The sequence below is a fragment of the Dactylosporangium sp. McL0621 genome, assembly GCF_049995355.1.
GTDB lineage: Bacteria > Actinomycetota > Actinomycetes > Mycobacteriales > Micromonosporaceae > Dactylosporangium.
In genome coordinates, this window is record NZ_CP188259.1 from 7,833,544 (window position 1) to 7,854,787 (window position 21,244).

20 protein-coding genes are annotated in these 21,244 nt (G+C 73.6%); 6 read left to right on the plus strand and 14 right to left on the minus strand.

Going from position 1 to position 21,244, the window contains the following annotated elements:
* Positions 1-165: 165 nt before the first annotated feature.
* Positions 166-771, minus strand: a complete 606-nt coding sequence (locus tag ACPPVO_RS36970; protein ID WP_426503199.1) for a DedA family protein — start codon at positions 769-771, stop codon at positions 166-168.
* A 153-nt stretch (positions 772-924) separates the two neighbouring features.
* On the opposite strand from ACPPVO_RS36970, the gene ACPPVO_RS36975 reads away from it, so the two are divergent.
* Genes ACPPVO_RS36975 through galE form a run of 3 tightly spaced genes read left to right on the plus strand, consistent with a single transcriptional unit; the run spans position 925 to position 3,559 of the window.
* Positions 925-1,941 (plus strand): MGDG synthase family glycosyltransferase, encoded by a 1,017-nt coding sequence (locus ACPPVO_RS36975; protein ID WP_426503200.1) that lies wholly within the window; start codon positions 925-927, stop codon positions 1,939-1,941.
* Positions 1,938-2,627 carry a polysaccharide deacetylase family protein gene (locus tag ACPPVO_RS36980; RefSeq protein ID WP_426503201.1) on the plus strand — a complete coding sequence of 230 codons (690 nt, stop codon included), beginning with the start codon at positions 1,938-1,940 and terminating at the stop codon, positions 2,625-2,627. The genes ACPPVO_RS36975 and ACPPVO_RS36980 overlap by 4 nt, the downstream gene beginning before the upstream one ends.
* Positions 2,624-3,559 (plus strand): UDP-glucose 4-epimerase GalE, encoded by a 936-nt coding sequence (gene galE, locus ACPPVO_RS36985; protein WP_426503202.1) that lies wholly within the window; start codon positions 2,624-2,626, stop codon positions 3,557-3,559. The genes ACPPVO_RS36980 and galE overlap by 4 nt, the downstream gene beginning before the upstream one ends.
* A 6-nt stretch (positions 3,560-3,565) precedes the next feature.
* Here the strand turns inward: galE and ACPPVO_RS36990 are convergent, their stop codons facing one another.
* Both ACPPVO_RS36990 and ACPPVO_RS36995 read right to left on the minus strand, forming a co-directional pair.
* Positions 3,566-5,032: an ATP-binding protein gene (locus ACPPVO_RS36990; protein ID WP_426503203.1), complete on the minus strand. Its 1,467-nt coding sequence runs from the start codon at positions 5,030-5,032 to the stop codon at positions 3,566-3,568.
* Positions 5,033-5,092: 60 nt separating this feature from the next.
* Positions 5,093-5,674: a hypothetical protein gene (locus ACPPVO_RS36995; RefSeq protein ID WP_426503204.1), complete on the minus strand. Its 582-nt coding sequence runs from the start codon at positions 5,672-5,674 to the stop codon at positions 5,093-5,095.
* A 121-nt stretch (positions 5,675-5,795) separates the two neighbouring features.
* Here ACPPVO_RS36995 and ACPPVO_RS37000 point away from each other — a divergent pair, with 121 nt between their 5' ends.
* Together ACPPVO_RS37000 and ACPPVO_RS37005 are read left to right on the plus strand one after the other, a co-directional pair.
* Positions 5,796-6,941 (plus strand): histidine kinase, encoded by a 1,146-nt coding sequence (locus ACPPVO_RS37000; protein ID WP_426503205.1) that lies wholly within the window; start codon positions 5,796-5,798, stop codon positions 6,939-6,941.
* Positions 6,932-7,579, plus strand: coding sequence for a response regulator (locus tag ACPPVO_RS37005; RefSeq protein WP_426503206.1), 648 nt, complete (start codon positions 6,932-6,934; stop codon positions 7,577-7,579). Before ACPPVO_RS37000 ends, ACPPVO_RS37005 begins: the two co-directional genes overlap by 10 nt.
* On the opposite strand, the gene ACPPVO_RS37010 is transcribed toward ACPPVO_RS37005, so the two are convergent.
* The 7 genes from ACPPVO_RS37010 to ACPPVO_RS37040 all read right to left on the minus strand — a co-directional run bounded on the left by ACPPVO_RS37010 (position 7,559) and on the right by ACPPVO_RS37040 (position 15,024).
* Entirely contained in the window at positions 7,559-10,180 is a 2,622-nt protein-coding gene (locus ACPPVO_RS37010; protein ID WP_426503207.1) for an ABC transporter permease, read from the minus strand. The genes ACPPVO_RS37005 and ACPPVO_RS37010 overlap by 21 nt on opposite strands.
* Positions 10,174-10,908 carry an ABC transporter ATP-binding protein gene (locus ACPPVO_RS37015; protein WP_426503208.1) on the minus strand — a complete coding sequence of 245 codons (735 nt, stop codon included), beginning with the start codon at positions 10,906-10,908 and terminating at the stop codon, positions 10,174-10,176. The genes ACPPVO_RS37010 and ACPPVO_RS37015 overlap by 7 nt, the downstream gene beginning before the upstream one ends.
* 77 nt (positions 10,909-10,985) lie before the next feature.
* The gene (locus ACPPVO_RS37020; protein ID WP_426503209.1) at positions 10,986-11,918 is read right to left on the minus strand and encodes a hypothetical protein; all 933 of its coding nucleotides are present in this window, start codon (positions 11,916-11,918) and stop codon (positions 10,986-10,988) included.
* Positions 11,915-12,439: a SigE family RNA polymerase sigma factor gene (locus tag ACPPVO_RS37025; protein ID WP_426503210.1), complete on the minus strand. Its 525-nt coding sequence runs from the start codon at positions 12,437-12,439 to the stop codon at positions 11,915-11,917. Before ACPPVO_RS37025 ends, ACPPVO_RS37020 begins: the two co-directional genes overlap by 4 nt.
* A 64-nt stretch (positions 12,440-12,503) precedes the next feature.
* Positions 12,504-12,941, minus strand: a complete 438-nt coding sequence (locus ACPPVO_RS37030) for an SRPBCC family protein (RefSeq protein WP_426503211.1) — start codon at positions 12,939-12,941, stop codon at positions 12,504-12,506.
* A gap of 11 nt (positions 12,942-12,952) precedes the next feature.
* On the minus strand, positions 12,953-13,561 hold the full coding sequence (locus tag ACPPVO_RS37035) for a response regulator (RefSeq protein WP_426514767.1): 609 nt from the start codon (positions 13,559-13,561) through the stop codon (positions 12,953-12,955).
* 59 nt (positions 13,562-13,620) lie between these two features.
* Positions 13,621-15,024: a sensor histidine kinase gene (locus ACPPVO_RS37040; protein ID WP_426503212.1), complete on the minus strand. Its 1,404-nt coding sequence runs from the start codon at positions 15,022-15,024 to the stop codon at positions 13,621-13,623.
* A 624-nt stretch (positions 15,025-15,648) separates the two neighbouring features.
* Between ACPPVO_RS37040 and ACPPVO_RS37045 the strand changes: the two genes are divergently transcribed.
* Complete coding sequence (locus ACPPVO_RS37045) at positions 15,649-16,170, plus strand: DUF6299 family protein (RefSeq protein ID WP_426503213.1); 522 nt, start codon at positions 15,649-15,651, stop codon at positions 16,168-16,170.
* 177 nt (positions 16,171-16,347) lie between these two features.
* On the opposite strand, the gene ACPPVO_RS37050 is transcribed toward ACPPVO_RS37045, so the two are convergent.
* From ACPPVO_RS37050 to ACPPVO_RS37065, 4 genes are read right to left on the minus strand one after another with little or no spacing between them, the layout of a single operon-like run.
* Positions 16,348-16,890, minus strand: coding sequence for a hypothetical protein (locus ACPPVO_RS37050; protein ID WP_426503214.1), 543 nt, complete (start codon positions 16,888-16,890; stop codon positions 16,348-16,350).
* A gap of 13 nt (positions 16,891-16,903) precedes the next feature.
* The gene (locus ACPPVO_RS37055) at positions 16,904-17,881 is read right to left on the minus strand and encodes a multicopper oxidase domain-containing protein (protein WP_426503215.1); all 978 of its coding nucleotides are present in this window, start codon (positions 17,879-17,881) and stop codon (positions 16,904-16,906) included.
* A gap of 29 nt (positions 17,882-17,910) precedes the next feature.
* Positions 17,911-19,923, minus strand: coding sequence for a multicopper oxidase domain-containing protein (locus ACPPVO_RS37060; protein ID WP_426503216.1), 2,013 nt, complete (start codon positions 19,921-19,923; stop codon positions 17,911-17,913).
* Between the two features lie 46 nt (positions 19,924-19,969).
* Complete coding sequence (locus ACPPVO_RS37065) at positions 19,970-21,178, minus strand: multicopper oxidase domain-containing protein (RefSeq protein WP_426503217.1); 1,209 nt, start codon at positions 21,176-21,178, stop codon at positions 19,970-19,972.
* Between the last annotated feature and the right edge of the window lie 66 nt (positions 21,179-21,244).

Consider the following 21,244-nt stretch of genomic DNA (forward strand, 5'->3'; position numbering starts at 1 on the left):
TGTTCGAGGTGTTCCGCTGGCATCACCTGACCCCGTCGCTGCGCTTCAATCCGCAGCCGCCGGGCCCGTACGGGCCCGGCCGGCTCGGGCTGCCGGCGCAGGCGGCCCGGGCCTGCGCGTTCGTGGCTCCGGTGGTGGTGCTGCTGACCTTCGTCCGGCCCGGGGTCAGCGGTTGCGCGCGCGGGCGCGCAGCAGCTCGATCGCGATCGGTACCACGGAAACCACGACGATCCCGACGAGGATCAGCTCGATGTTGTCGCGCACGAAGGCGATCTGCCCGAGGAAGTAGCCCAGGACCGTGACCCCGCACGACCACAGCGCGCCGCCGATCACGTTGTAGAGCACGAAGGTCCGGTAGTGCATGCGGCTCACGCCCGCGACGATCGGGGTGAACGTGCGCACGATCGGCACGAAGCGCGCGAGCACGATCGAGCGGGCGCCGTAGCGCTCGAAGAACTCCTGCGCCCGGGTCAGGTGGGACTGCTTGAACAGCCGCGCGTCCGGGCGCCGGAACAGCGCCGGGCCGACCCGGCGGCCGAAGAGGTAGCCGACCTGGTCGCCGGCGATCGCGGCGACGGACACGAGCAGGCACACGAGCCACAGCGGCTGGTGCAGGTACGTGCCGGAGGCGACCAGCAGCCCGGTGGTGAACAGCAGCGAGTCACCGGGCAGGAAGAACCCGATCAGCAGGCCGGACTCGGCGAACACGATCGCGAGAATCCCGAACAGGCCGAAGGCCGAGATGAGGTGCTGCGGATCGAGCACGGACACGAATGCACCGACCTCCGACAGGTTGTAGGTATCGTTTCGTCGGACATTACCCAGCGGTACCTGAACGAATCTTGAATTGCTTATCTACATGAATCGGACAGGTGCGGGGCGGGTTCAGGCTTCTTTCAGGTATGTCGTCCAACCATTCGCCGCATGAATCAGCGCATCGTGGTGGTCTCCGCCAGCTTCGGGGCCGGGCACGACGGCGTGGCCGCGGAGCTGACCCGGCGCCTGGCCGCCCGCGGCCGCCGGGTCGAGCGCCACGACTTCGTCGACCTGGTGCCGGGCCGGCTCGGCCGGGTGCTGCGCGCGGGGTACCACCGGCAGCTCACCGCCGCCCCGCGCACCTGGGGCTGGCTGCTCGCCGCGGCCGGGGCCGGGGCGGGTGCGGCGGCCCGCCTGACCGCGCTGGCCGACCAGGCGCTCCTCGACGCGATCGGCCCCGGCACGGCGGCGGTGGTCTCCACCTACCCGCTCGCGAGCCAGGCGCTCGGCCGGCTCCGCGCGCAGGGCCGCATCGCCGCGCCGGTCTGCACGTACCTCACCGACCTGTCTGTCCATCCACTGTGGATACATCCCGGCGTCGACGTCCACATCGGACTCCACGACGACGCGGCCCGCCAGGCGAAGGAGCTCGGCGCGGCCGACGTCCGGGTCACCGCCCCCGCGGTCGGGCCCGGCTTCCGCGCCGCGCCGCGACCGGACCGAACCGGGGACCCGCGCGCCCTCATCGTCGCCGGCGCCTGGGGGGTCGGCGCGATCGAACGGGCGGCCACGGACGTCGCCGCCACCGGCGCGGCCGTCCCGGTCGTCGTGTGCGGCCGCAACGAGCGGCTGCGCCGGCGCGTCGAGCGTCGGGGCGACGCGGTCACGCTCGGCTGGGTCGACGACATGCCGGCCCTGATGCGCGGCTGCGACGTCGTGGTCCAGAACGCCGGCGGCCTGTCCTCCCTCGAGGCGCTGACCGCCGGGCTGCCGGTGCTCACGTACCGGTGCATCCCCGGCCACGGCCGCACCAACGCCGAGGTCCTCGACCGCATCGGCTGGGTGCCGTGGATCCGCGACCGCGCCGGCCTCGCCGGCGGCCTGCGCCGGGCCATGACCGGACCCCCGCGCTTCGACCCCGCCCCGGCGCGGGCCGAGGACGTCATCCTGGAGCTGGCCGGATGAGCGCCGCGATGGACTTCGCGGCCACGTTCGCGCCGCCGCTGACCGCGATCACCCCGCTGCGGCGCGCGTACATGCCGGGGCTGGCGGGCATCGGCCGGCCCGGCCACGTCGCGCTCACCTTCGACGACGGGCCGGACCGCCGCTCCACCCCGCACATCCTGCGCATCCTGCGCGAGTACGACGTCCGGGCCACGTTCTTCCTCCTCGGCTCGATGCTCGCCGAGGACCCGCAGCTCGGCCGCGAGCTCGTCGACGCCGGCCACGAGGTCGCCGTGCACGGCTGGCACCACCGCTGCCTGGTGCGCCGCCGCCCGGCCGCCACCGACCTCGACATCACGCGCGCCACGATGCTGGTCGCCACCGTCACCGGGCAGACGCCGCGGTGGTACCGCCCGCCGTACGGTGTCTTCACCCTCGCCGGCCTGCGGGCCAGCCGCCGCCTCGGCCTGACCCCGGTGCTGTGGACGGCGTGGGGCCGCGACTGGGAGGCCCGCGCCACCCCGGACTCGATCCTGCGGACGGTGACCCGGCGCCTCTGCGGCGGCGGCACGGTCCTGCTGCACGACACCGACATCACCTCCGCCCCCGGCTCGTGGCAGCGCACCGCCGCCGCCCTCCCGGCCCTGCTGCGCTGGACCCGCGAACACGGCCTGACCGTCGGCCCCCTCCGCGAGCACCAGCGATGACCTGGCTCGTGACCGGCGGCGCCGGCTACATCGGCGCCCACGTGACCGCCGCCCTGGTGGCCGCGGGCGAGCCGGTCGCCGTCCTCGACGACCTGTCCACCGGCGACGCCCGCCGCATCCCCGGCGGCGTGCCGATCCTGGTCGGCGACGCCGGCGACCCGGCCACGATCCGCGACGCGCTGCGCCGGCACCGGGTCACCGGCGTCATGCACCTGGCCGGCAGCAAGTCCGTCCCGGAATCCTTCGAACGGCCGCGGTGGTACCACCGGCAGAACGTCACGGTCGTCGAGACGCTCCTCGACGCCATGGCCGAGGCCGCCGTCACCCGGCTCGTGTTGTCCTCGTCGGCCGCCGTCTACGGCCTCCCCGGCCCGGCCGGCGTCGGCGAGGACGCCCCGGCCCGGCCGCTCAACCCGTACGGCCGCAGCAAGCTCGCCGCCGAGCACGCGGTCGCGAGCTCCCCCGGCGTGTCCTGGATCGCCCTGCGCTACTTCAACGCCGTCGGCGCGGCCGCGGCCCACCTCGCCGACCACGGCACCGCGAACCTGCTCCCCCGCGTCCTGCACGCCGCCCGCACCGGCGAGCCCTTCACGGTCACCGGCACCGGCCTGCCCACCGCGGACGGCACCGCGATCCGCGACTACGTCCACGTCGCCGACATCGCCGCCGCGCACCTGGCCGCGGCGGCCGCCGTCACGTGCGACCGGCGCGCCCGCATCTACAACGCCGGCACCGGCGCGGGCCACTCGGTGCTCGACGTCATCGGCGCCGTCGAGCGGGTGACCGGCGCCCCGGTGCCGTGGACCGCCGGCCCGCCCCGCCCCGGCGACCCGGCGGCGGTCGTCGCCGACGTGACCCGAATCGGCGCCGAGCTCGGCTGGCGGGCCGGCCACACCCTCGAGGACGCCGTGCGCTCCGCCTGGACCCCCTGACCGCCGTCACGGCGAAGGCAGCGTCACCCGCACCGTCGTGCCGCGCCCCGGCCCGCTGTCGATCTCGACCGCGCCGCCCACCTCGTCCAGGCGCTCGCGCATCAGCTCCAGGCCCATCCCGTGCCGGTCGCCGGCGCCGCCCGGGTCGAAGCCGCGGCCGTCGTCGCGCACCGTCACCTCCACGCCGCCGTCGCCCGCCGCGAGCCGCACCTCGATCGCGGCCGGCTCGCCGTGGCGCACGGCGTTGCCGAGCGCCTCCTGCACGACCCGCAGCACCGCGTGCTCGGCCGCCGCGTCGAGTGCGACCGGCTCGAGGACGGCGGTGACCGGGATCGCGAGCCGCAGCTCGTAGGCCCGGCACAGCTCCTCCAGCGCGGCCCCGAGCCCGGCGTCCTCCAGCTGGACGGGGCGCAGCTCCAGCAGCAGCGCCCGCATCTCGCGCATCGTGCGGGCCAGCGACCGCTCCATCGACTCGGCCTGCTCCTGCGGCACCGAGCCCGGGGAGAGGGCCTTGCGCAGCCCGCCGGCGACCAGGCTCACCGAGAACAGGTCCTGCGAGATCGAGTCGTGCAGCTCCCGCGCGATCCGGCCGCGCTCGGCCCGCCGGGCCTGCGCCCCCGCCGCGGCGCGCTGCTCGGCGAGGGCGGCGTCGAGGCGCTCGGCCATGGTGTTGAACGCCTCCTCCAGCCGGCCGACCTCGTCGCCGCCGGAGACCGGGATCCGCGCCCGCAGGTCGCCGCCGGCCATCGCCGCCGTACCGTCCGACAGCCGCTGGATGCGCCGGATGAGCCGGCCGGTGCTCAGCAGCCCGAACAGCGCCCCGACCGGCACCAGCAGCACGAGGACGGCGACGCCGGGCAGGACGAGCGAGGCGATCGTGTGGCCCGGCGCCGTGCCGCCGGTGGGTGCGGCCCGCAGCTCCACCTCGACGTACGCGATGCCGATCACGTGCGGCGCCCCGCCGTCGGCCTCGGCGAGCTCGATCGGGACCGCGGCCCAGTAGACGGCCCGGTCCCGGTCGCCGGCGCGGCCGTCGCCGGGCGCGCCGGTGCGGGCGGCCCCGGGCAGGTCCGCGCCCGGCCGGAACGCGTCGGCCGGAGCGGCCGCGAGCACCCGGCCGCCGGCGTCGGCGAGCACCTGCACGAGCCGCTCGCCGGCGGGCACCTCACCACCGGCGGTGTACCGCGCGAAACCCGCGACCGCCGCCCCGTCGCCGCCGGCCGGCCCGCTCACGGTCACCGTCTTGGCGACCGCGGCGGCGAGGTCGTGCGCGAGCGTCCGGGCCGTGAGCCGCGCCTGGGCCTGCTCGGCCTGCGCGGCCCGGTCCTGGGCGTCGCGCGCGGCCCGGTCGGCGCCCCACACCCGCGGCAGCATCACCGCGAGCAGCACGACCTCCACGAGGACGACCGCCGCGGCCGACACGAGCACGTAGGAGACGGCCATCCGCGCGCGCAGGCCGAGATGCGACAACACACCGCCATCCGATCGCCCGGGCGGCGGTACCGCCACCCTCCACGGTAGCGGCCGGCCCACCTACTTCGGGGGAGCCGGGCGGCGCAGCCACTCGATGTAGGCGCGCATCTCCGGGCCGCCGCCGTGCCACAGGGAGCGGCTGCGCGGCGCGTCGACGAGCCGCTGCGCGCTCGCGTCGTCGCCGCGCCGGACGGCGTCCTCGATGGCGTGCAGGTGACGCAGCTCGGCCAGCAGGCCGGGAATTGCCCGGGTGGCCAGCTCGCGGTGCAGTGCCGCCTGCAGCGGTACCACGTCATCGCCCTGCACCACGGCCCAGATCTCATGGCCGATGCCCTCGAAGCCGGGCAGGACGGGCACCGCGTGCTCCCACAGCCGGGCGTGGGCCTCGGCCGGCTGCCCCGGCCGGCCGGCGTCCGCGAACCGGACCCAGGCCGCGGTGGCGGCCCGCAGCCGCACCGTGAAGTCGAGCCGGCCCGGCGGGTTGCGCATCGGCTCGAACGCCACGGCGAGCACGTCGCCCGCCTCGGCGCGCACGAACACCACGTGGGTCGCGGCCGCATACGAGGGATGCGGCCGGACCTCCGCGAAGCCCGCGGCGGTGAGCGCGGTCGCGATACCGTCGACCATCTGCCGGAATTTCATCGTGTACTTCCTGAGGCGCCGTTTGTGATCATGGTGCCCCACCGGCACGCAAGTTACGCCGTGATCTTGCTCATCCGTCCCCGGTGACCGGCCGCCGCCGCCATCGGGCAGACTCGGAGCCGTGGCGGGTACGCAGCAGGCATGGCGCGGCGGGGTCTATCTGCTGGGCTCGCTGCTCTCCGGCGTCGCCACGGTGCTCGGGCTGCCGCTGCTGTGGCACCCGCGGCTCGCCCGGCTGTGGGCGCGGCGGCACCGCGACCGTGCGGGCCGGCTGCTCGGTATGCCCCCGGGCCCGCCGGGCCTGCTCCCGGCCACGTCCCGCGCCCTGCTCTGGCTCCCGGTGCACGTGGTGTGCGGGCTGGCGTTCGGCCTGCCCGCGCTGCTGTGCGCGGGCAACATCGTGGTCGCCCTGATCGCGACCCCGCTGTGGTGGGCGTTCACGCCGCCGGAGCGGCCGCGGCTGTTCATCGACGTCGCGGTGCCCGGCTGGGCGACCGCGCTGACCCTCGGCCCGCTGCAGATCGTCCTGCTCGCCGCGGTCGCGTACCTTGCGTTCCCGCCGCTGGCCCGCGCGCACGCCCGGATCGGCCTGGCCGTGCTGGCGTACCCGGCGGACGAGCGGCTCGCCGAGCGCGTCGCCGAGCTGACCCGGACCCGCGCCGACGTGCTCGACGCGCACGGCGCGGAGCTGCGCCGGATCGAACGGGACCTGCACGACGGCACCCAGGCCCGGCTGGTCGCCATCGCGATGCGGCTGGCCGTGGCCCGGCAGGCGTTCGCCGGGCACCCGCGGGACGACAAGCTCGTGGAAGAGCTGCTCCGGGACGCTCATGAAGGTACCGAAGAAGCCATGACCGAACTGCGGGAGGTGATCCGGACCGTCTACCCGCCGATCCTCGCCGACCGGGGGCTCGCCGGGGCGCTGACCGCCGTGACCACCCGCTGCGGCGTGCCGGTCCGGCTCGACCTCGGCGACCTCGAGCGGGTGCCGGCGGCCGTGGAGGCCGTCGTGTACTTCGCGGTCGCCGAGGCGCTCACCAACGTCGCCAAGCACAGCGAGGCGACCGCGGCCGGGGTGCGGGTCGGCCGCACGGCGGACCGGCTGTCGGTCGTGGTCACCGACGACGGCAGCGGCGGCGCCGACGACCGGCGGGGCACCGGCCTGGCCGGGATCCGCCGCCGCGTGCTCGCCATCGACGGCACCGTCGACGTCGACAGCCCGGCCGGCGGGCCGACGACGATCACGCTGGAGCTGCCGTGCGGGTAGTGATCGCCGAGGACAACGTGCTGCTGTCCACCGGGCTGGAGCTGCTGCTGAACCGGGCCGGCTTCCAGATCGCGGCCGTCGCCGACGACGCCGACGGGTTCCTCGCCGCCGTGCGGGAGCACCGGCCCGACGTCACGATCGTCGACGTCCGGCTGCCGCCGTCGTTCCGCGACGAGGGCATCCGCGCCGCCCTGCAGGCCCGCCGGGAGCACCCCGGCCTGCCCGTGCTGGTGCTGTCCCAGTACGTCGAGCAGCAGTACGCCGCCGAGCTGCTCGCCACCGCCGGCGGCGGCGTCGGCTACCTCCTCAAGGACCGGGTCAGCCGGGTCGACGGGTTCCTCGACGCGCTGCGCCGCGTCGCCGGCGGCGGCACCGCGATGGACCCGGAGGTCATCGCCCAGCTCGTGCTGCGCGCCGGCGACCCGATCGCCGCCCTCACGCCCCGCGAGCGCGAGGTCCTCGGCCTGATGGCGCAGGGCCACGACAACAACGCCATCGCCGAGCGGCTGGTCATCAGCGACAACGCCGTGCACAAGCACATCGGCAACATCTTCGCCAAGCTCGGCCTGGCCGTGACCGACAGCGGCCACCGCCGCGTCCTCGCCGTCCTGGCCTACCTAAGCGCCGCGGGCCGATGAGCGCAGGGCGTGCCGGGTGGCCATCCGGGTCGCGCCCCACGCCAGCGCGACGGTGACCGCCACGATCGCGGTGAGCCCGGCGAGGGAGATGCTCGGCACCGGCGACCCCGTCAGCCCGCGGCTGACGCCGGCCAGCGGCGCCGCCGTCGCCAGCAGGCCGAACAGCAGCGCGGTGAAGACCACGATCCGGGCCTCGCCGTCCATCATCGCGCGCACCTGGCCCGGGCCGGCGCCGATGAGCCGCAGCGCCGCGAACTCGCGGACCCGCGCCGTCGTCGCCATGACCAGGGTGTTCACCACGGCGATGGCGATGTAGCCCAGCAGTACCGTCTGGAACAGCAGGCTGAGGGCCCAGTCGCCGGACCCGCCGGCCCCGGGCGCGGCGAGGAACGCCTCCGGGCCGCCCACCCGGACCGTCGGGTACCGCTCGACGGCGGCGCGCAGCGCCTGCGGGTCGGCCCCGGCCGCGAACCGGATCAGCACCGCGGCGTCGGCCCGGGCGGTGGTGTGGGCCACGACGAGGTCGTTGGGCAGGATGACGTCCCCGAAGCCGAGGCCGTGCTCGTAGATCGCCACCACCCGCGGCCGGATCGCGGTGCCGTCGCCGAGCCGCAGCTCGACCGCCCCGCCGAGCCGCGCGCCGACGGTCCGGGCGGCGGTCCGGCTCAGCGCCACGGCTTCCCCCCGCAGCTGCGCGAGGTCGCCCCGGGTCACGCCGAGGTCCATGGTCTCGGCGAGCCGTTCGGGCGCCACCCCCTGCGCGGCGAAGGCCTTGGTCGCGGTGCTGTCCTCGGAGGGGAACGTCAGCAGCACCTGCGTCCGGGCCACCGGCGTCACCACGGCCACCCCGGGCACCCCGCGCACGGCGTCGGCGACGGCCGGGGACACCCCGCCACCGGCCGCCGCGGTCAGCACCTGGTCGGCCCGCAGCCCGTCCTCGAGCTGCTGCCGCGCCCCCGCGATCGTCGTCGAGGCGGCGAACACCTGCACGGCCGCCAGGGTCACGCCCATGGCCAGCGGGGTGGCGGCCGCGCTGAGCCGGCGGGCGCCGGCCCGCGCGCTCGCCTGGGCCAGGAATCCGCCGGCCGTGGAGCGCCGGTTCAGCAGCCCGCCGAACAGCGCGACGGCGCCCTGCAGCAGCACGGGTCCGAGGCACCCGAGCGCCACGACGAACAACAGCACCGCGCTGCCCGCGGTGTCGGCCGCCGAGTCGCCCGGCGCGGCCACGTCGCCGAGGGCCAGCAGCAGCCCGAGCGGGAGGAGCAGGACGCCGATGACCAGCCGGACCCGGCCGAGCCGCCTGGGCTCGACGGCGGCGTCCCCGAGCGCCTCGACCGGGCTGACCCGGGCCACCCGGCGCGCGACCAGCCACCCGGCGCTGCGGCCGCTGACCAGGCACAGCACCAGCGCGGCGAGGACGGGCAGCGGCCCGACGCGCAGCCGGAAGTCCGGGGGCATCGCGCCCGCGAGGACGAACACGCCGCGCATCGCGAACGCCAGCAGCACGCCGGGGATCGCCCCGGCCACCGCGCCCGCCACCGAGACCAGGGTCATCTCGGCGCCGATCATGCCCCGGATCTGCCGCGGCGTCGCCCCGATGGCGCGCAGCAGGGCCAGTTCGCGCCGGCGCTGCTGGACCGACAGCGCCAGGGTGCTCGCCACGACAAACACCACGATCAGCACCATGGTGCCGCCGAACGACGCCGCCGTCTCGACCACCAGGCTCCGCGCGTCGCCCACGTCCAGGAACTCCGCGTCGCCGCGCCCCGCGCCGGTGTGCGCCACCACGCCCGGCACCGCGGCGGCGATGCGCCCGGCCAGCTCCCGCGGGTCGGCGCCGGGCTCGGCGAGCACCCCGATGGCGTCGACGCGGTCCGGGCGGCCGGTCAGCGCGGCCGCCTGCCCGTCGGTGAAGAAGACGGCGGACTGCCGCCGCAGCCCGTCGCCGGGCGCGGTGGCGATGCCCACCACGAGGTACGACGCCGGGATCGAGCCGGTCACGAGCCGCACCGTGGCCCCGGGCGCCACGCGGCCGCGCGCGGCGAGACCGGCGTCGAGGACGACCTCGCCGGGCCCGGCGGGCGCGCGGCCCTCACGGATCCGCAACGGCGCGAGCGCCGCCGCCGACCAGCCGTGCCCGAGCACCGGGTAGCCGCCCGGCCCGCCGACCGCCGCGCCGCGCGGGCCTCCCACCGCCGCGCCGCCCGGGCCTCCCCCCGCCGCGCCGCCCGGGCCTCCCACCGCCGCGCCGTCCGGGCCGAGCACGCCGACCTCGACGCTGACGTCGCCCACGGCGGACCGGACGCCGGGCACCGCGGCGACGGCGGCGACCCGGTCGGCGGCGAGCGTGACGCGCTCGCTGTAGCGCACCTCGGAGGACTCGTCCAGCCGGAACGACTGCTCCGCGGCGAGAACCACCGCCGCCCCCGCGTACCGCTCGGGGGTCACGCCGGTGCCGAGCCCGGACTCCAGCAGTACCCCGCAGGCGGTGATGACCGCCGAGCCCGCGACGATGGCGATGAAGGAGCCGGCGAACCCGCCCCTGCGCCCCTTGACGGTGCTCCAGGCCAGCGACAGGCGCCGGAGGCGGCGGATCACCATTCGCCCAGGTGCGTCATGCGCGCCGCGACCTGCTCCGGGGTGGGCCGGTCCAGCTCGCCCGCGACCCGGCCGTCGGCGAGGAACACCACCGAGTCGGCGTACGAGGCGGCGACCGGGTCGTGGGTGACCATCAGCACCGTCTGCCCCATGGCGTCCACGATCCGGCGCAGCAGCCCCAGCACCTGCCGGCCGGACCGCAGGTCCAGCGCCCCGGTCGGCTCGTCCGCGACCACGAGCTCCGGACGGGTGATCAGCGCCCGGGCGACCGCGACCCGCTGCTGCTGGCCGCCGGAGAGCTCGCTGGGCCGCCGCTTCACGTACTCCCCGAGCCCGACCGCGGCGAGCACCTCGCCCAGGTACGCCCGGTCGGCGCGGCGGTCGGCCAGCCGCAGCGGCAGCGTGACGTTGTCCTCGACGTTCAGCGCGTCCAGCAGGTTGTACGCCTGGAACACGAACCCGATCCGGTCCCGCCGCAGCTCGGTCAGCTCGTGCTCCGACCGGCCCGACAGGTCCGTGTCCCCGAGCACGACCCGCCCCGACGTCGGCCGGTCGAGGCCGGCCGCGCAGTTCAGGAACGTGCTCTTGCCGGACCCGGACGGGCCCATGACGGCGGTGAAGGTGCCGCGCGGAAAGTCGGCGGTGACGGCGTCGAGCGCGCGCACCGCGTGCTTCGCCGACCGGTACTCCTTCGACACCGCTTCGAGGCGCACTGCGCTGGGTGATCTCACGTCGATTGATGCTAGGCACGGCGGGCGGCCGGCCCGATACCCCGGACCACCGCACTCGTGGTACAGCTAGCTGTACCTCACTTGCCGGGAAGCGTCTCGAAGGTGCCGCCGGGGCGTTCCACGGTCACCGGCCGGCCGTAGCCGGACAGCTCCAGCCTCGCGTCGAGCACGGTGGTGTCCGCCCCGGAGCGCAGGGTGGCCGCGTAGACGACGGTCGCGATCCGCTGGTCGGGCCCGACCGTCACGTCACCGGCGATGTCGCCGCCGGTGAGGCCCTTGCGCGCCGCGAGTGCGACTTCGAAGTGGTACCTGTCGGGCCCGGTCTGGCTGATCCGCGCGCCGGACTGGGTCAGGGTGTCGAGCAGCTGCTGAGGGTCGGCGGACACGCCCAGCACGCCGGTCTTGACGTCGTAGGACAGGGCGCTGTGCTTGGTGCCCGGGTCGTGCTGCCACGAGACCGGCTGACCCGCGACCGCCTCCGTGATGTACAGGTCGCCGCCGATGAGCCGCTCCTCGTGCCACGCCGATCCGCCGCCGAAGGGGATGTACAGGTAGCCCGTGGTCGTCGCCGGGTCGAACGCCCCCGAGATGGTCATCGCCGGCTGGCCCGGTTGGCTCCGGTTGCTTATCGTGTTCCGCACCTCGTAGCTGGTGCCCCGGCTGGCGGCGACGACGGCGGCCAGGCGCAGCCGCGGTGCCTCGGCGCCGCTCACCGCCTGTCCGTTCCCGGCGCCGCTCACCGCCGGTCCGCCGCGACCGGCCGCCCCGTTCGCGGCGCCGCTCACCGCCGGCCGGCCGGGACTGGTCGGCCCGTTCGCCCCGGCTGCGAGCACGCCGGCGGCCAGGGCCCCGGCGAGGCCGACGACGCCGGCGGCGTACGCGGTCCTGGTGACCATCGTCCGGCGCCGGTGTCCGCGCAGCGCCCGGCCGACGAGATCGGTGTCGACGGTGACGCCGGCGGCCTGTTCGCGCATGCCGGCGGCCAGCTGGTCCTCGATGAAGTTCGTCATGATCCGGCTCCGTTCCAGGCCCGGGCGTCCTCGTCGGCCCAGGCGGCGGTGAGCTCACGCAGGCGGGCGAGCCCGCGCGAGGCGGTGGACTTGACGGTGCCGACCGAGCACCCGAGCACCTCGGCGGCCTCGGCCTCGGTGAGCTGCTCCCAGTACCGCAGCACCAGCACGGCGCGCTGGCGGGGTGGCAGGGCGGAGAGCGCCTGCACGAGGGCCTGGCGCAGGTGTACCGCGTCGGTGCCGTCCGGCTGCCCGGGCGGCTCGACGGCCGTCAGTACCTCGGGCCGCCGCCGCCGTGAACGCCACTGGTCCACCGCGAGGTGGTAGAGCGTGCGGCGCAGGTACCCCTCCCGGTCCCCGTGCACCCGCCCCCAGTGCCGCACCAGCCGCTCCAGGGCCGCCTGCAGCAGGTCCTCGCCCGCCGCCCGGCTGCCGGCCAGGAGCACGGCGGTGCCGAGCAGGGCGCCGCCCCGCTCGGCGACCAGGGCTTCGAGGCCCTCGTAGCTGTTCTTCCGGCCCACGCGGGTTCTCCTTCCGTCGCAGGCAAGGACGACGCCGCCGCCGGAAAGGTTGACCGCCCTGCCCCTAGGCCTCCAGGAGCCGCTTGAGCCGGGCCAGGTCCTTGGTGTTGGCCCGTCGCATCGCCGCCGCCATCACCGGCGCGGCCATCCGGCCGAACCCGGCGGGCTCGCCCCGGTTGCGCAGCGTCATGCGCGTCCGGGCGGGGTCGACCGGCTCCCACGTGTACGTCGTCTCCATCGGGAACGGGCCCTGCGCGGTCCGCATGACGAGCCGCTCGCCGGGCACCAGCTCGACGACCTCGTACGTGTAGGCGAGCCGCCGCCCGAGGAACCGCGCCACGAAGTCCATCGCCGAGCCGGCCCGCACCGGCGGCGCCGTCCGCCACTCGACGGACTCGATGTTGGCGTACCACGCGGTGGCGTTGGCCGGGTCCGCGGCGAACGCGGCGACCACGGCGCACGGCCGGTCGATCACGGTCTCGGTGAGCACGTCGACGGCCACGCCCGCCGATCCTACGCCTCGACCGTGACCAGGCCGGTCTGATAGACAACGACGACGAGCTGGGCCCGGTCCCGCGCCCCGAGCTTGATCATGGCCCGGCTCACGTGCGTGCGCGCGGTCGCCGGGCTCAGGCTCAGGGCGTGGGCGATCTCGTGGTTGCTCAGGCCCTGACCGACCAGCGCGACGATCTCGCGCTCGCGCTGGGTCAGCACGGCGAGACGCTCCTCGGCCCGCCGATGGGCGCTGCGGACCGCGGTGAACTGCCCGATGAGCCGGCGCGTGATGCCCGGCGCGAGCAGCGCGTCGCCGTCGGCGATCACGCGGACGGCGTGCAGCAGCTCGACCGCGCCGGCATCCTTGAGCAGGAACCCGGCGGCCCCGGCGGTGAGCGCGTCGTACACGTTGGCATCGGTGTCGTACGTGGTCAGGATCAGCACCCGCACCGCCTCGAGCCCGCGCGTGGCCGCAATCTGCCGCGTGGCCTCGATGCCGTCGACGCCGGGCATGCGGATGTCCATGAGCACCACGCGCGGCCGGTGCGCCCGGGCGAGCTCGACCGCGGCGGCCCCGTCCCCGGCCTCACCAATGACACGCAGGTCGGGCTGAGCGTCGAGCAACATCCGAAATCCGGCCCGGACCAGCGCCTGGTCATCGACGATCAGTACGGTCACGGGCTCGCTCACGCCTCAACCACCGCAACAACAGGAGCCGGCGCCCCAGGCCGTCCGCCCCGCACCTCGAACCCGCCACACGCCCCCGGCGACCCGGGCAGCTCGGCGCGGGTCTCAATGCCGCCGTGCGGATCGGGGTCGACCTCCACCGCCACCGTCTCGACGGCCGGCGGCACGGGAAGCTCGGCGTGCACCTCGAAGTCGCTGTGCGGGACGGGGAGCTCGGCCGGGATCTCGAAGTCGCCGTGCGGAGCGATTCCGGGCTCGACCGCCGACCGCACCGGCAGCTCCGCGTACACCTCGAAGCCGCCGTGCGGGGCGGGGCCGGCCTCGACGCGGCCGCCGAGCAGTGCGGCCCGTTCGTGCATGCCCCGCACGCCGCGCCCGCCGGACGCGGCGCCGGTCCGGCCGCGGCCGTCGTCGGTGACCGTGAGACGCAGGCGCTCGTCGTCGTAGCGGACGCGGATCGTGACGCGGGCGGCCGGGGCGTGGCGGATCGCGTTGGTCAGCGACTCCTGCACGATCCGGTAGGCGGCGTGGTCGACCGGGCTCGGCAGCGACCGTACCCCGCCGCCGACGTCGACCACGACCCCCAGCCCGGCGTCGCGGCCGAGGGCGGCGAGCCGCTCGAGCTCGCCGAGGCCGGGCGGCGGCGTGCGCGGCTCGTCGGCGCGCAGCACGCCGAGGGTGCTGCGCAGCTCGCGCAGGGCCTGGGCGCTGGTCTGCTCGATCGTGGCCAGCGTGCCCCGGACCTGCTCGGGGTGCGTGGCGAGCAGATGGGCGGTGACCCCGGCGTGGACGTTGATGACGGCCAGGGCGTGCGCGACGGTGTCGTGCACCTCGCGGGCGATGCGCAGCCGTTCGGCGTCGACCCGCTGGCGGGCCTCGGCCTCCCGGGTCTGCTCGGCCCGTTCGGCGCGCGCGACCGCCTCCTCCGCGATCAGCCGGCGGGAGCGGACCGACTCGCCGAGCGCGGCGGCCATGACGATGCCGCCGATGCGGAAGAACACCCAGCCGGCCGCGTTGAGCGGCGACAGGTCGGCGGTGGCCAGCCACAGGATGGTCAGCACGCACGACGCGCCGCCGACGACCGCGACCGAGCGGCGGCCGTCGCCGAGGTTGGTGACCGTGTAGGCGGCGATGAACAGGCTCACCCAGCCCGGCCCGTCGGGGTACCCGGCGAGGTAGTAGCCGGCGCTGGCCAGGGCCAGGGCGGCGAAGACCGCCCGCGGGTTGCGGCGGCGCACGGCGAGGGCGAGGCCCGTGCCGGCGAGCAGCAGCAGGCACGGGATGTCTGCGGGCTCGACGCCGACCAGCAGTGTGCCGCGGACCTGGAAGTATGCCACGAACAACGCGAGTAGCAGGTCCTGCAGCCATGCGGGCGGGCGCAGCCGCGGGGGGATGCCGGCCATGCGCCGATCGTAGCGACCTGCCGCCGCCCGCGAATCGATCGCGGGCATGAGACGGCTACGTCGCGTGACGTACGCGGGCGCCTCCGGTGCACCGTCCATTGCCGTAGGCGCGATCGATCGGCGGCCGACGACCGGGCCCGGGAACCGCGGCACGATCGAGGCCGGTCGACGATCCGGAGAGGAGTCCGACGGTGCTGGCATGGTGGGGACGGGCCGCGGTGCCGTAGCCGTCCGGGTTTCCGGCCGACCAGCCGTAGAACCGCCAGCCGATGCCGAACCCGGTCGCCACCGCCGCGCACAGCACACCGACCGGATGCCACCGACAAGCGCCCGGCCGTCGACCACCTCGACCCGACCGGCGGCCGGGTAGAACGGTGCGCTGGTGGCGGCGACCGCGAGTATCGCCGCCACCCGGCCGGGACCGGTACAATGCCACCGTGTCCGCCTTGGACTGCGGCGGTGCGAAGCACGATGGGTCCGTTCGAGTGGCACCCGCGCAGAGTCTGATTTCACCCGTTCACACGGGCTATCTTCACGCGTCGTCGCCATTCTGGGATGTCTGGCGTGCGACGTTGGTTGCGCAGATACCGTCGAATCGGTCGCCGATCAAGGATAGAGGTCCAGATGAGATTCGCCAAACGTCTCAGCGTGCTTGCGCTTGCCGGGTTGCCCGCGACCGCGTTGACTATTGGAGTGTCGGCACCCGCTGCCCACGCTCAGACGCTGCCCGAGGTCACCATCAACCCGACGGGCAGCGTTTCCAAGACGGGCGACGTAACAATCTCAGGAACGTTCAAGTGCCCTACCGGCACCGCCACTCTTGTCTTGGACGGCCTGATCACACAGCACGCAAGTTCCGGGTTGTTCAATTCTATGCTGGTACCGAATCCCAACGACCGTAAGGCAAAATGCGACGGTCGGGTACATCCGTGGAGCAGCGGGCTCTACCTGACCGCCGGCCGCTTCAAGGCGGGCGACACGACGGTTGTCGCCACCGGCTACTACGGCAACAACTGTCAAACCGGGCCCGGTTGCAGCAGTACCCCCTCGTTCACCCAGACGGTGCGGCTCAAGCAGACGACGCCACCTAAAGGCGGACACGAGCACGACCACGACCACGACGACGACCACGGCCACGACCACTGACACAGAGGTTGAATGGTCAGGATGTGCGTTGCCCGGGCTTGACGCAGACCAGCCCGGCCGCTGAGCCGAGCAGGTCCGGATTCAGGCGCTGTGCGGCAGGCGGGTGCGACGTGCCGGCGGCCGGCTGCGCGGCGGGCCGGGGTACACAGTGCGGAGATCATGGGGTGGCGCGTCAGCTCACGGCACCAGAACATGCTCGACCTGGGCGTTGCCGAGCATGACGCTCACCCTGCTGCCGTGGTGTACCCAGTTGCCGGGGTTGTTGAAAACCAGGTAGTACGTGACGCCGGTCTTGTACGGGCCGGTGTGCGAGTGGTCCATGAAGAGCTGGTGGACTACCAGACCGGACTCCTCATCCACGACGGCCGGTGGTGTGGTCGGGTCGTGCATGGTGTTCGCCCGCTCCGGGTCGACGACCTTGAAGCGCAGATCCACCAGACCGCCGTCGCCGGTCACCGCCACCTGCGTGATCTTCACGCCGCTCCGCTGTACGAGACCGTCGGCGTTGACGATGGGTCGTTGCCACGAAACGGGGACGTTGCTCGCGGTCCGCTCCGGGCCACCGCCGAGCACGTGCGACACCCACAGCACCAGCCCAGCGATCAGGACCGTCGCGAGAATGCCCGCCAGGCCGCCGACGAGGCGTGCCCGGCGGCTCCCCCAGCGCCGCTTGCGCGCCGGGGGGGCCGAGGTGGGGCTGAGGGCGGCAGGAACCGTCATCGGTCGCCTCGCATCACGGGTGGATGAACGTCAGCATGCCGCCGCCCGTCGCCGGGGTCGGGCTCTGGCCGGTCTGCGGTCCGTTGGTGAGATGCTGCTGCCGGTTGTACAGCGGGAAGCCGTGCGTGCTCGGCGCCGCATTGGACGGAACGGTCGCGATCGCGTCCTCCGTCGCGCCGGCCGGGATCGTTTCGGCGTTGGCATCCACAGGGTTGTTCAGCAGCCGCGCGTCCCGGGAGACGACCCGCTCGTGCATGCCGAGCAGCAGCATCGTGGTGTTGTCATAGCCGGCATTGAGATAGCGCAGCAGCACCCGCTGTCCCGCCGACGCCGTGATCGGCGCCGTGTCCGGGTAGGCCTTGCCGTTGATGAGCCAGTACATCGCCCGATAGCTGTGCATGTCGAAGGTGTCGGGTGCGGCGTTGAAGCTTGGGTCGATCGTGCTGAGGACGAGCACGGCCTCGACGTCGTACGCGGTGGTCGCGGTGTCGTAGGCCTGGTTGGCCGTCGGTGGCCGGACGATCAGCGCGCCGTAGAGCCCCATGGCCTCCTGACGTCCGGCGCCACCGCCGCTCCGGTAGACATACGTCCCGGGCCTGTTCGCCGTGAAGGAACGGGTCACCGTCGCCCCGACGGCGGCATCGGTGGGACCGGGGGTGAAGTCGACGCCCGGGATCTCGAACGAGAGCGTGTGCCCGGCCGGCAGGGCGTTGATGACGCTGATCGTCACGGTGTCCCCCTCGTTCACGGTCAGGACCGGTCCTGGCGCGCCCGCGGTCGCGGTCGAACAGTCACCCGGCGTCGTGGGCACGCCGAATCCCCAGATCGGGACGCTGACCGGGCCGGGCACCGTCGCCGTGCCGCCCTTGGCGCACAGGTTGATGGACACCGGTGCGGCCGAAGCGCTGGAGCTCGTAAATCCGAGCCCGGCCGCGGCCAGGGCCAGCACGATCAGCGCCCTGGTCGCCTTCTTGAACGCGGGTGCACGCATCGCCAGTCTCTCCTTAGCCTCGCCGCTGGTCATGGCGCGTCGTAGACGAGCGCCATGAGGTTGCCCCACGTCGAGAACGTGCCTGGGTTCGGGCCCGTCCAGCGCTGCGTATGGACGAGGACGCGGACCTGACCACTGTTCGCTCCGGTACCGACGTAGGCGTTGGCCGAGCCCGGCAACGTCCACGTCGAGCTCGTATCGGTCGAGCCGACGCCCTGCGGCTGGAGCGGCGGCGGCGGCAGCAGCACCCACCCACTTGAGGTCGCGGTCGAGCAGCCCGCCGCGCCCGCGATCGTCCAGTCACAGATCTTGACCGTCTGCTGCGGCAGGTTACCGGGAATGGCCGTACACGTGCTGGCCGTGGTGGTGCCGCAGTTCGCGCCCTTGTATGTCACCTTGAGGTTCTGTGCGCCGACCGGGAGGCCCGTGAAGCCCGCGTACCAGTCGGTCGCCAGAGCTGTGATGATCGCGCCGCTCGCGTGGGTCGCCGCCGTGGTACCGAGTGTCCCGCGCGTCACCGTCCAGGTGGTCGTGCCTTGCCCACCCGTGACCTGGAGTACCTCGTTGTCGATCCGGACGTAGTAGGAGCCGGAGGTCGGAAAGCCCGCGGCCGAGGCGACGGCGATGGTCGTCTGCCCGGTGGTCGTTGCCGACGTCGCGGTCGTCGTCCTCGGGTTCACCATGTAGTAGTTGGTGTCGTCGCCCCCGAGGTCCCCAGCGGCTCCGCCCTTCAGCACGCCGCCGATGATGTTCGTCGACGTCGACGAGGCGAAGCAGCCCCCGGGCGGGTCGACCCGCAGCAGGGTGGCCATGCCACCGAAGCCGGCGTCGAAGTTGGCGAACTCGTTGAGGGCGTGGCTGTGCCACGGGAAGTACCACTCGCCGCAGATGTTCTGTGAGACGACACCGGTGGGCAGGGTGCCCTTGTAACCCAGGTAGGGGCTACCGCCGTACCAGGTGTTGCTGTCCTTGAAGAACACGTTGCGGTAGTTCGGCGGGGCCACCGGTAGCGGTTTGGTGGTTGGATTCCAGTTGTCCGTGTCATCCCACCGCAGCAGGAAGTCCTGGGTCTGACCGGAAGCGACCGTCTCCCCGAAATGCTCCGTCGAGGCGGCACCGCCGCCGGGGCTGAGCAGTGGCCGGCCGTCCTGGGCGATCTGGGTCGTGTGGTTGCCGTGCGGGTGGAAGGGGTGGTTGAGCGCGCCGGCATTGATCATCCGGATGAGCGCCGGCTGCATGTTCGCCGCCGAGTTCGGTTGGATGCGCACGAGCGACCCGTACGGCTGATTCGGCAGCAACGCTGTGCCGTTGTCCTGGATGGTGTCGGGGAACTCCCGGCCGTTGACCGCGAAGTACCGATCGCGCCGGCTGTTGACGTCGTAGGTGCCACCCGTCTCGACCGCGTGGTGCAGGTCCGGGTCGATCTCGCTGAGCAGCAGCAGGTACTCCCGCGACGCGTCGAACTGCGTCGTCGTGCCGTAGGCGTAGTTGGCGCCGGCGGCCGGGCGGACGATGAGTGCGCCGTAGAGCCCCATCTCGAGTTGCTTGCCGATGTCGGAGCCGCTCTCGTAGAGGTAGGTGCCCGGGCTGCCGGCCGTGAAGGTGTACGTCACGGTCCCGGTCGTCGCCGCTGCCTCGGTCGTCAGCAGCCCGGGTGCGCCGCCCGTGGCGGTCACCTGGGCGTCCTGGCCCGGGAAGACGATTGACGTCGGCTCGGCGAGGTTGTTGGTGAGGTTGACGACGACGGTCTGGCCCTGGGTTGCACAGAGCACCGGACCTGGGCTCTGGAAGTGACCGTTGTCCGGCGCGTCGGCGTTCGCGTAGCTCCACATGAAGACGCTGTTGCCGTCCGGCGTATCGATGTAGCCGGTCTTCGCCACCAGGTTGAACGTGTGGGTGGTGCCGGAGACGGTGCCCGGGTTGCAGACCATGCCGATCCTGGGTGCACCCGTCGGAAGTGCGTCGGCGCGTCCCGGAACCAGCACAGCCGAACCGGCGGCCAGTAGGACGACGACCGCCAGCCGCCGAGATCTCTGCTGCATCGTGGCCTCCCTGCCGCGGCGCGGGGTCGCTGCTCGCTCTGCACGGTCAGGCATAGCTCTGCCCCACCACGGTCTGGGCCGGAAGTGCGTTCTGGTATACCCGAACCTCGGTCATCATCCCGCCGGGACCTGCGGCGCCGTGGTTCGACAGCTTTCGGTAGTCGCTGTTCTTGAAGTAGTAGACGTTGTAGTTGCCTCTGGCGTCCGAGCCGGACGGCTGGGCCGCGCTGTATCCGGGCGCGTCGAAGAGCACGTCGCGCGCCTCGCCGGGCCCGAGGTACAGGGTGTTGGTCCAGTACGAGGTGTCGACGCCGCCGTTGCGAAGCAGCGAGGCATCCTGGCCGATGACGTGCATCGGGATCCCCGGCAGCTGCATGGCGTGCTGCTGGTAGCCGAGGTTGGCCAGCCGGAGCAGGGCCCGGTCACCCGGGTTCACCTGGATGAGCGCCGAATTCGGCTGCGACACGTCGGGGTTGCCGCCGTAGTTCGGGTTGGCGGTGGCGATGCCCGATGTGGTGCCGTTGCCGTCGTTCGGCAGCACGGTCTGCGGGTAGCACCGGCCGTTGAGGGTGAAGAACTGCGGGTCATAGTCCGTCATGATGAACTCTTGGATGTCCCGGTCCGCGTCGTGCTGCCGCTCCTCGATCTCGTTGAGCAGGATCGCGAAGTGCCGGTCGTAGCCTGTCGAGCCGTCACCGTCGTTGTAGGCGAAGGTGGTGAAGGTCTTCCCGCCGAAGGTCTTGGCGGTGCCGTCCTGAGTCGGCCGCACGAACACGACGCCGGTCATGCCCATCTGGACGTGCTCAACGTCCTCGAAGTGGCAGTGGTACATGTAGGTACCTGCGCGGTGCGGCCGGTAGAAGTACGTGACCTGCTTCCCGATCGGCACGGCTAGCGACACCTCGGGGACGCCGTCGTTGAGCGGCGACGGTATGTCGAAGCCGTGCCAGTGGATCGTGTGCGAGTCGGTCAGGTCGGGCCGCTGTACCAGACCGAGGTTGGTCAGCGTGATCTTGATGTCGTCTTCCTGCTTGAAGTCGAGCGTCGGCGCCGTGTGCTGGGCGTGACCCTTGTAGGCCGATGACAGTTCGCTGATCGTCTTGGTGGGATCGACCTGAACGAAGCCGAAGATATACACCGGTGTGGCCCGGTTCGGCATCGTGATGTACCCGTCGGTGGCGACGAGCGAAAGCGTAGGAGGGGTGGCCGCCTCGACGCGTCCCGCGCCGAGGAAGCCGCGCCCACCCAGGTCCAAGCCGAGCAGTCCACCGGCTGCGACGGTACCTGCCGCGCCCCAGCCGACCGCTCTGAGGAAATCTCT

What these genes read in the sequence shown, in the direction of transcription:
- ACPPVO_RS36975 (WP_426503200.1), top strand. Translation starts at nt 925, where the DNA reads ATGAATCAGCGCATCGTGGTGGTCTCCGCCAGCTTCGGGGCCGGGCAC.
- ACPPVO_RS36980 (WP_426503201.1), top strand. Translation starts at nt 1,938, where the DNA reads ATGAGCGCCGCGATGGACTTCGCGGCCACGTTCGCGCCGCCGCTGACC.
- galE (WP_426503202.1), top strand. Translation starts at nt 2,624, where the DNA reads ATGACCTGGCTCGTGACCGGCGGCGCCGGCTACATCGGCGCCCACGTG.
- ACPPVO_RS36995 (WP_426503204.1), bottom strand. Translation starts at nt 5,674, where the DNA reads ATGAAATTCCGGCAGATGGTCGACGGTATCGCGACCGCGCTCACCGCC.
- ACPPVO_RS37010 (WP_426503207.1), bottom strand. Translation starts at nt 10,180, where the DNA reads ATGGTGATCCGCCGCCTCCGGCGCCTGTCGCTGGCCTGGAGCACCGTC.
- ACPPVO_RS37020 (WP_426503209.1), bottom strand. Translation starts at nt 11,918, where the DNA reads ATGACGAACTTCATCGAGGACCAGCTGGCCGCCGGCATGCGCGAACAG.
- ACPPVO_RS37035 (WP_426514767.1), bottom strand. Translation starts at nt 13,561, where the DNA reads ATGTTGCTCGACGCTCAGCCCGACCTGCGTGTCATTGGTGAGGCCGGG.
- ACPPVO_RS37040 (WP_426503212.1), bottom strand. Translation starts at nt 15,024, where the DNA reads ATGGCCGGCATCCCCCCGCGGCTGCGCCCGCCCGCATGGCTGCAGGAC.
- ACPPVO_RS37045 (WP_426503213.1), top strand. Translation starts at nt 15,649, where the DNA reads ATGAGATTCGCCAAACGTCTCAGCGTGCTTGCGCTTGCCGGGTTGCCC.
- ACPPVO_RS37050 (WP_426503214.1), bottom strand. Translation starts at nt 16,890, where the DNA reads ATGACGGTTCCTGCCGCCCTCAGCCCCACCTCGGCCCCCCCGGCGCGC.
- ACPPVO_RS37055 (WP_426503215.1), bottom strand. Translation starts at nt 17,881, where the DNA reads ATGCGTGCACCCGCGTTCAAGAAGGCGACCAGGGCGCTGATCGTGCTG.
- ACPPVO_RS37060 (WP_426503216.1), bottom strand. Translation starts at nt 19,923, where the DNA reads ATGCAGCAGAGATCTCGGCGGCTGGCGGTCGTCGTCCTACTGGCCGCC.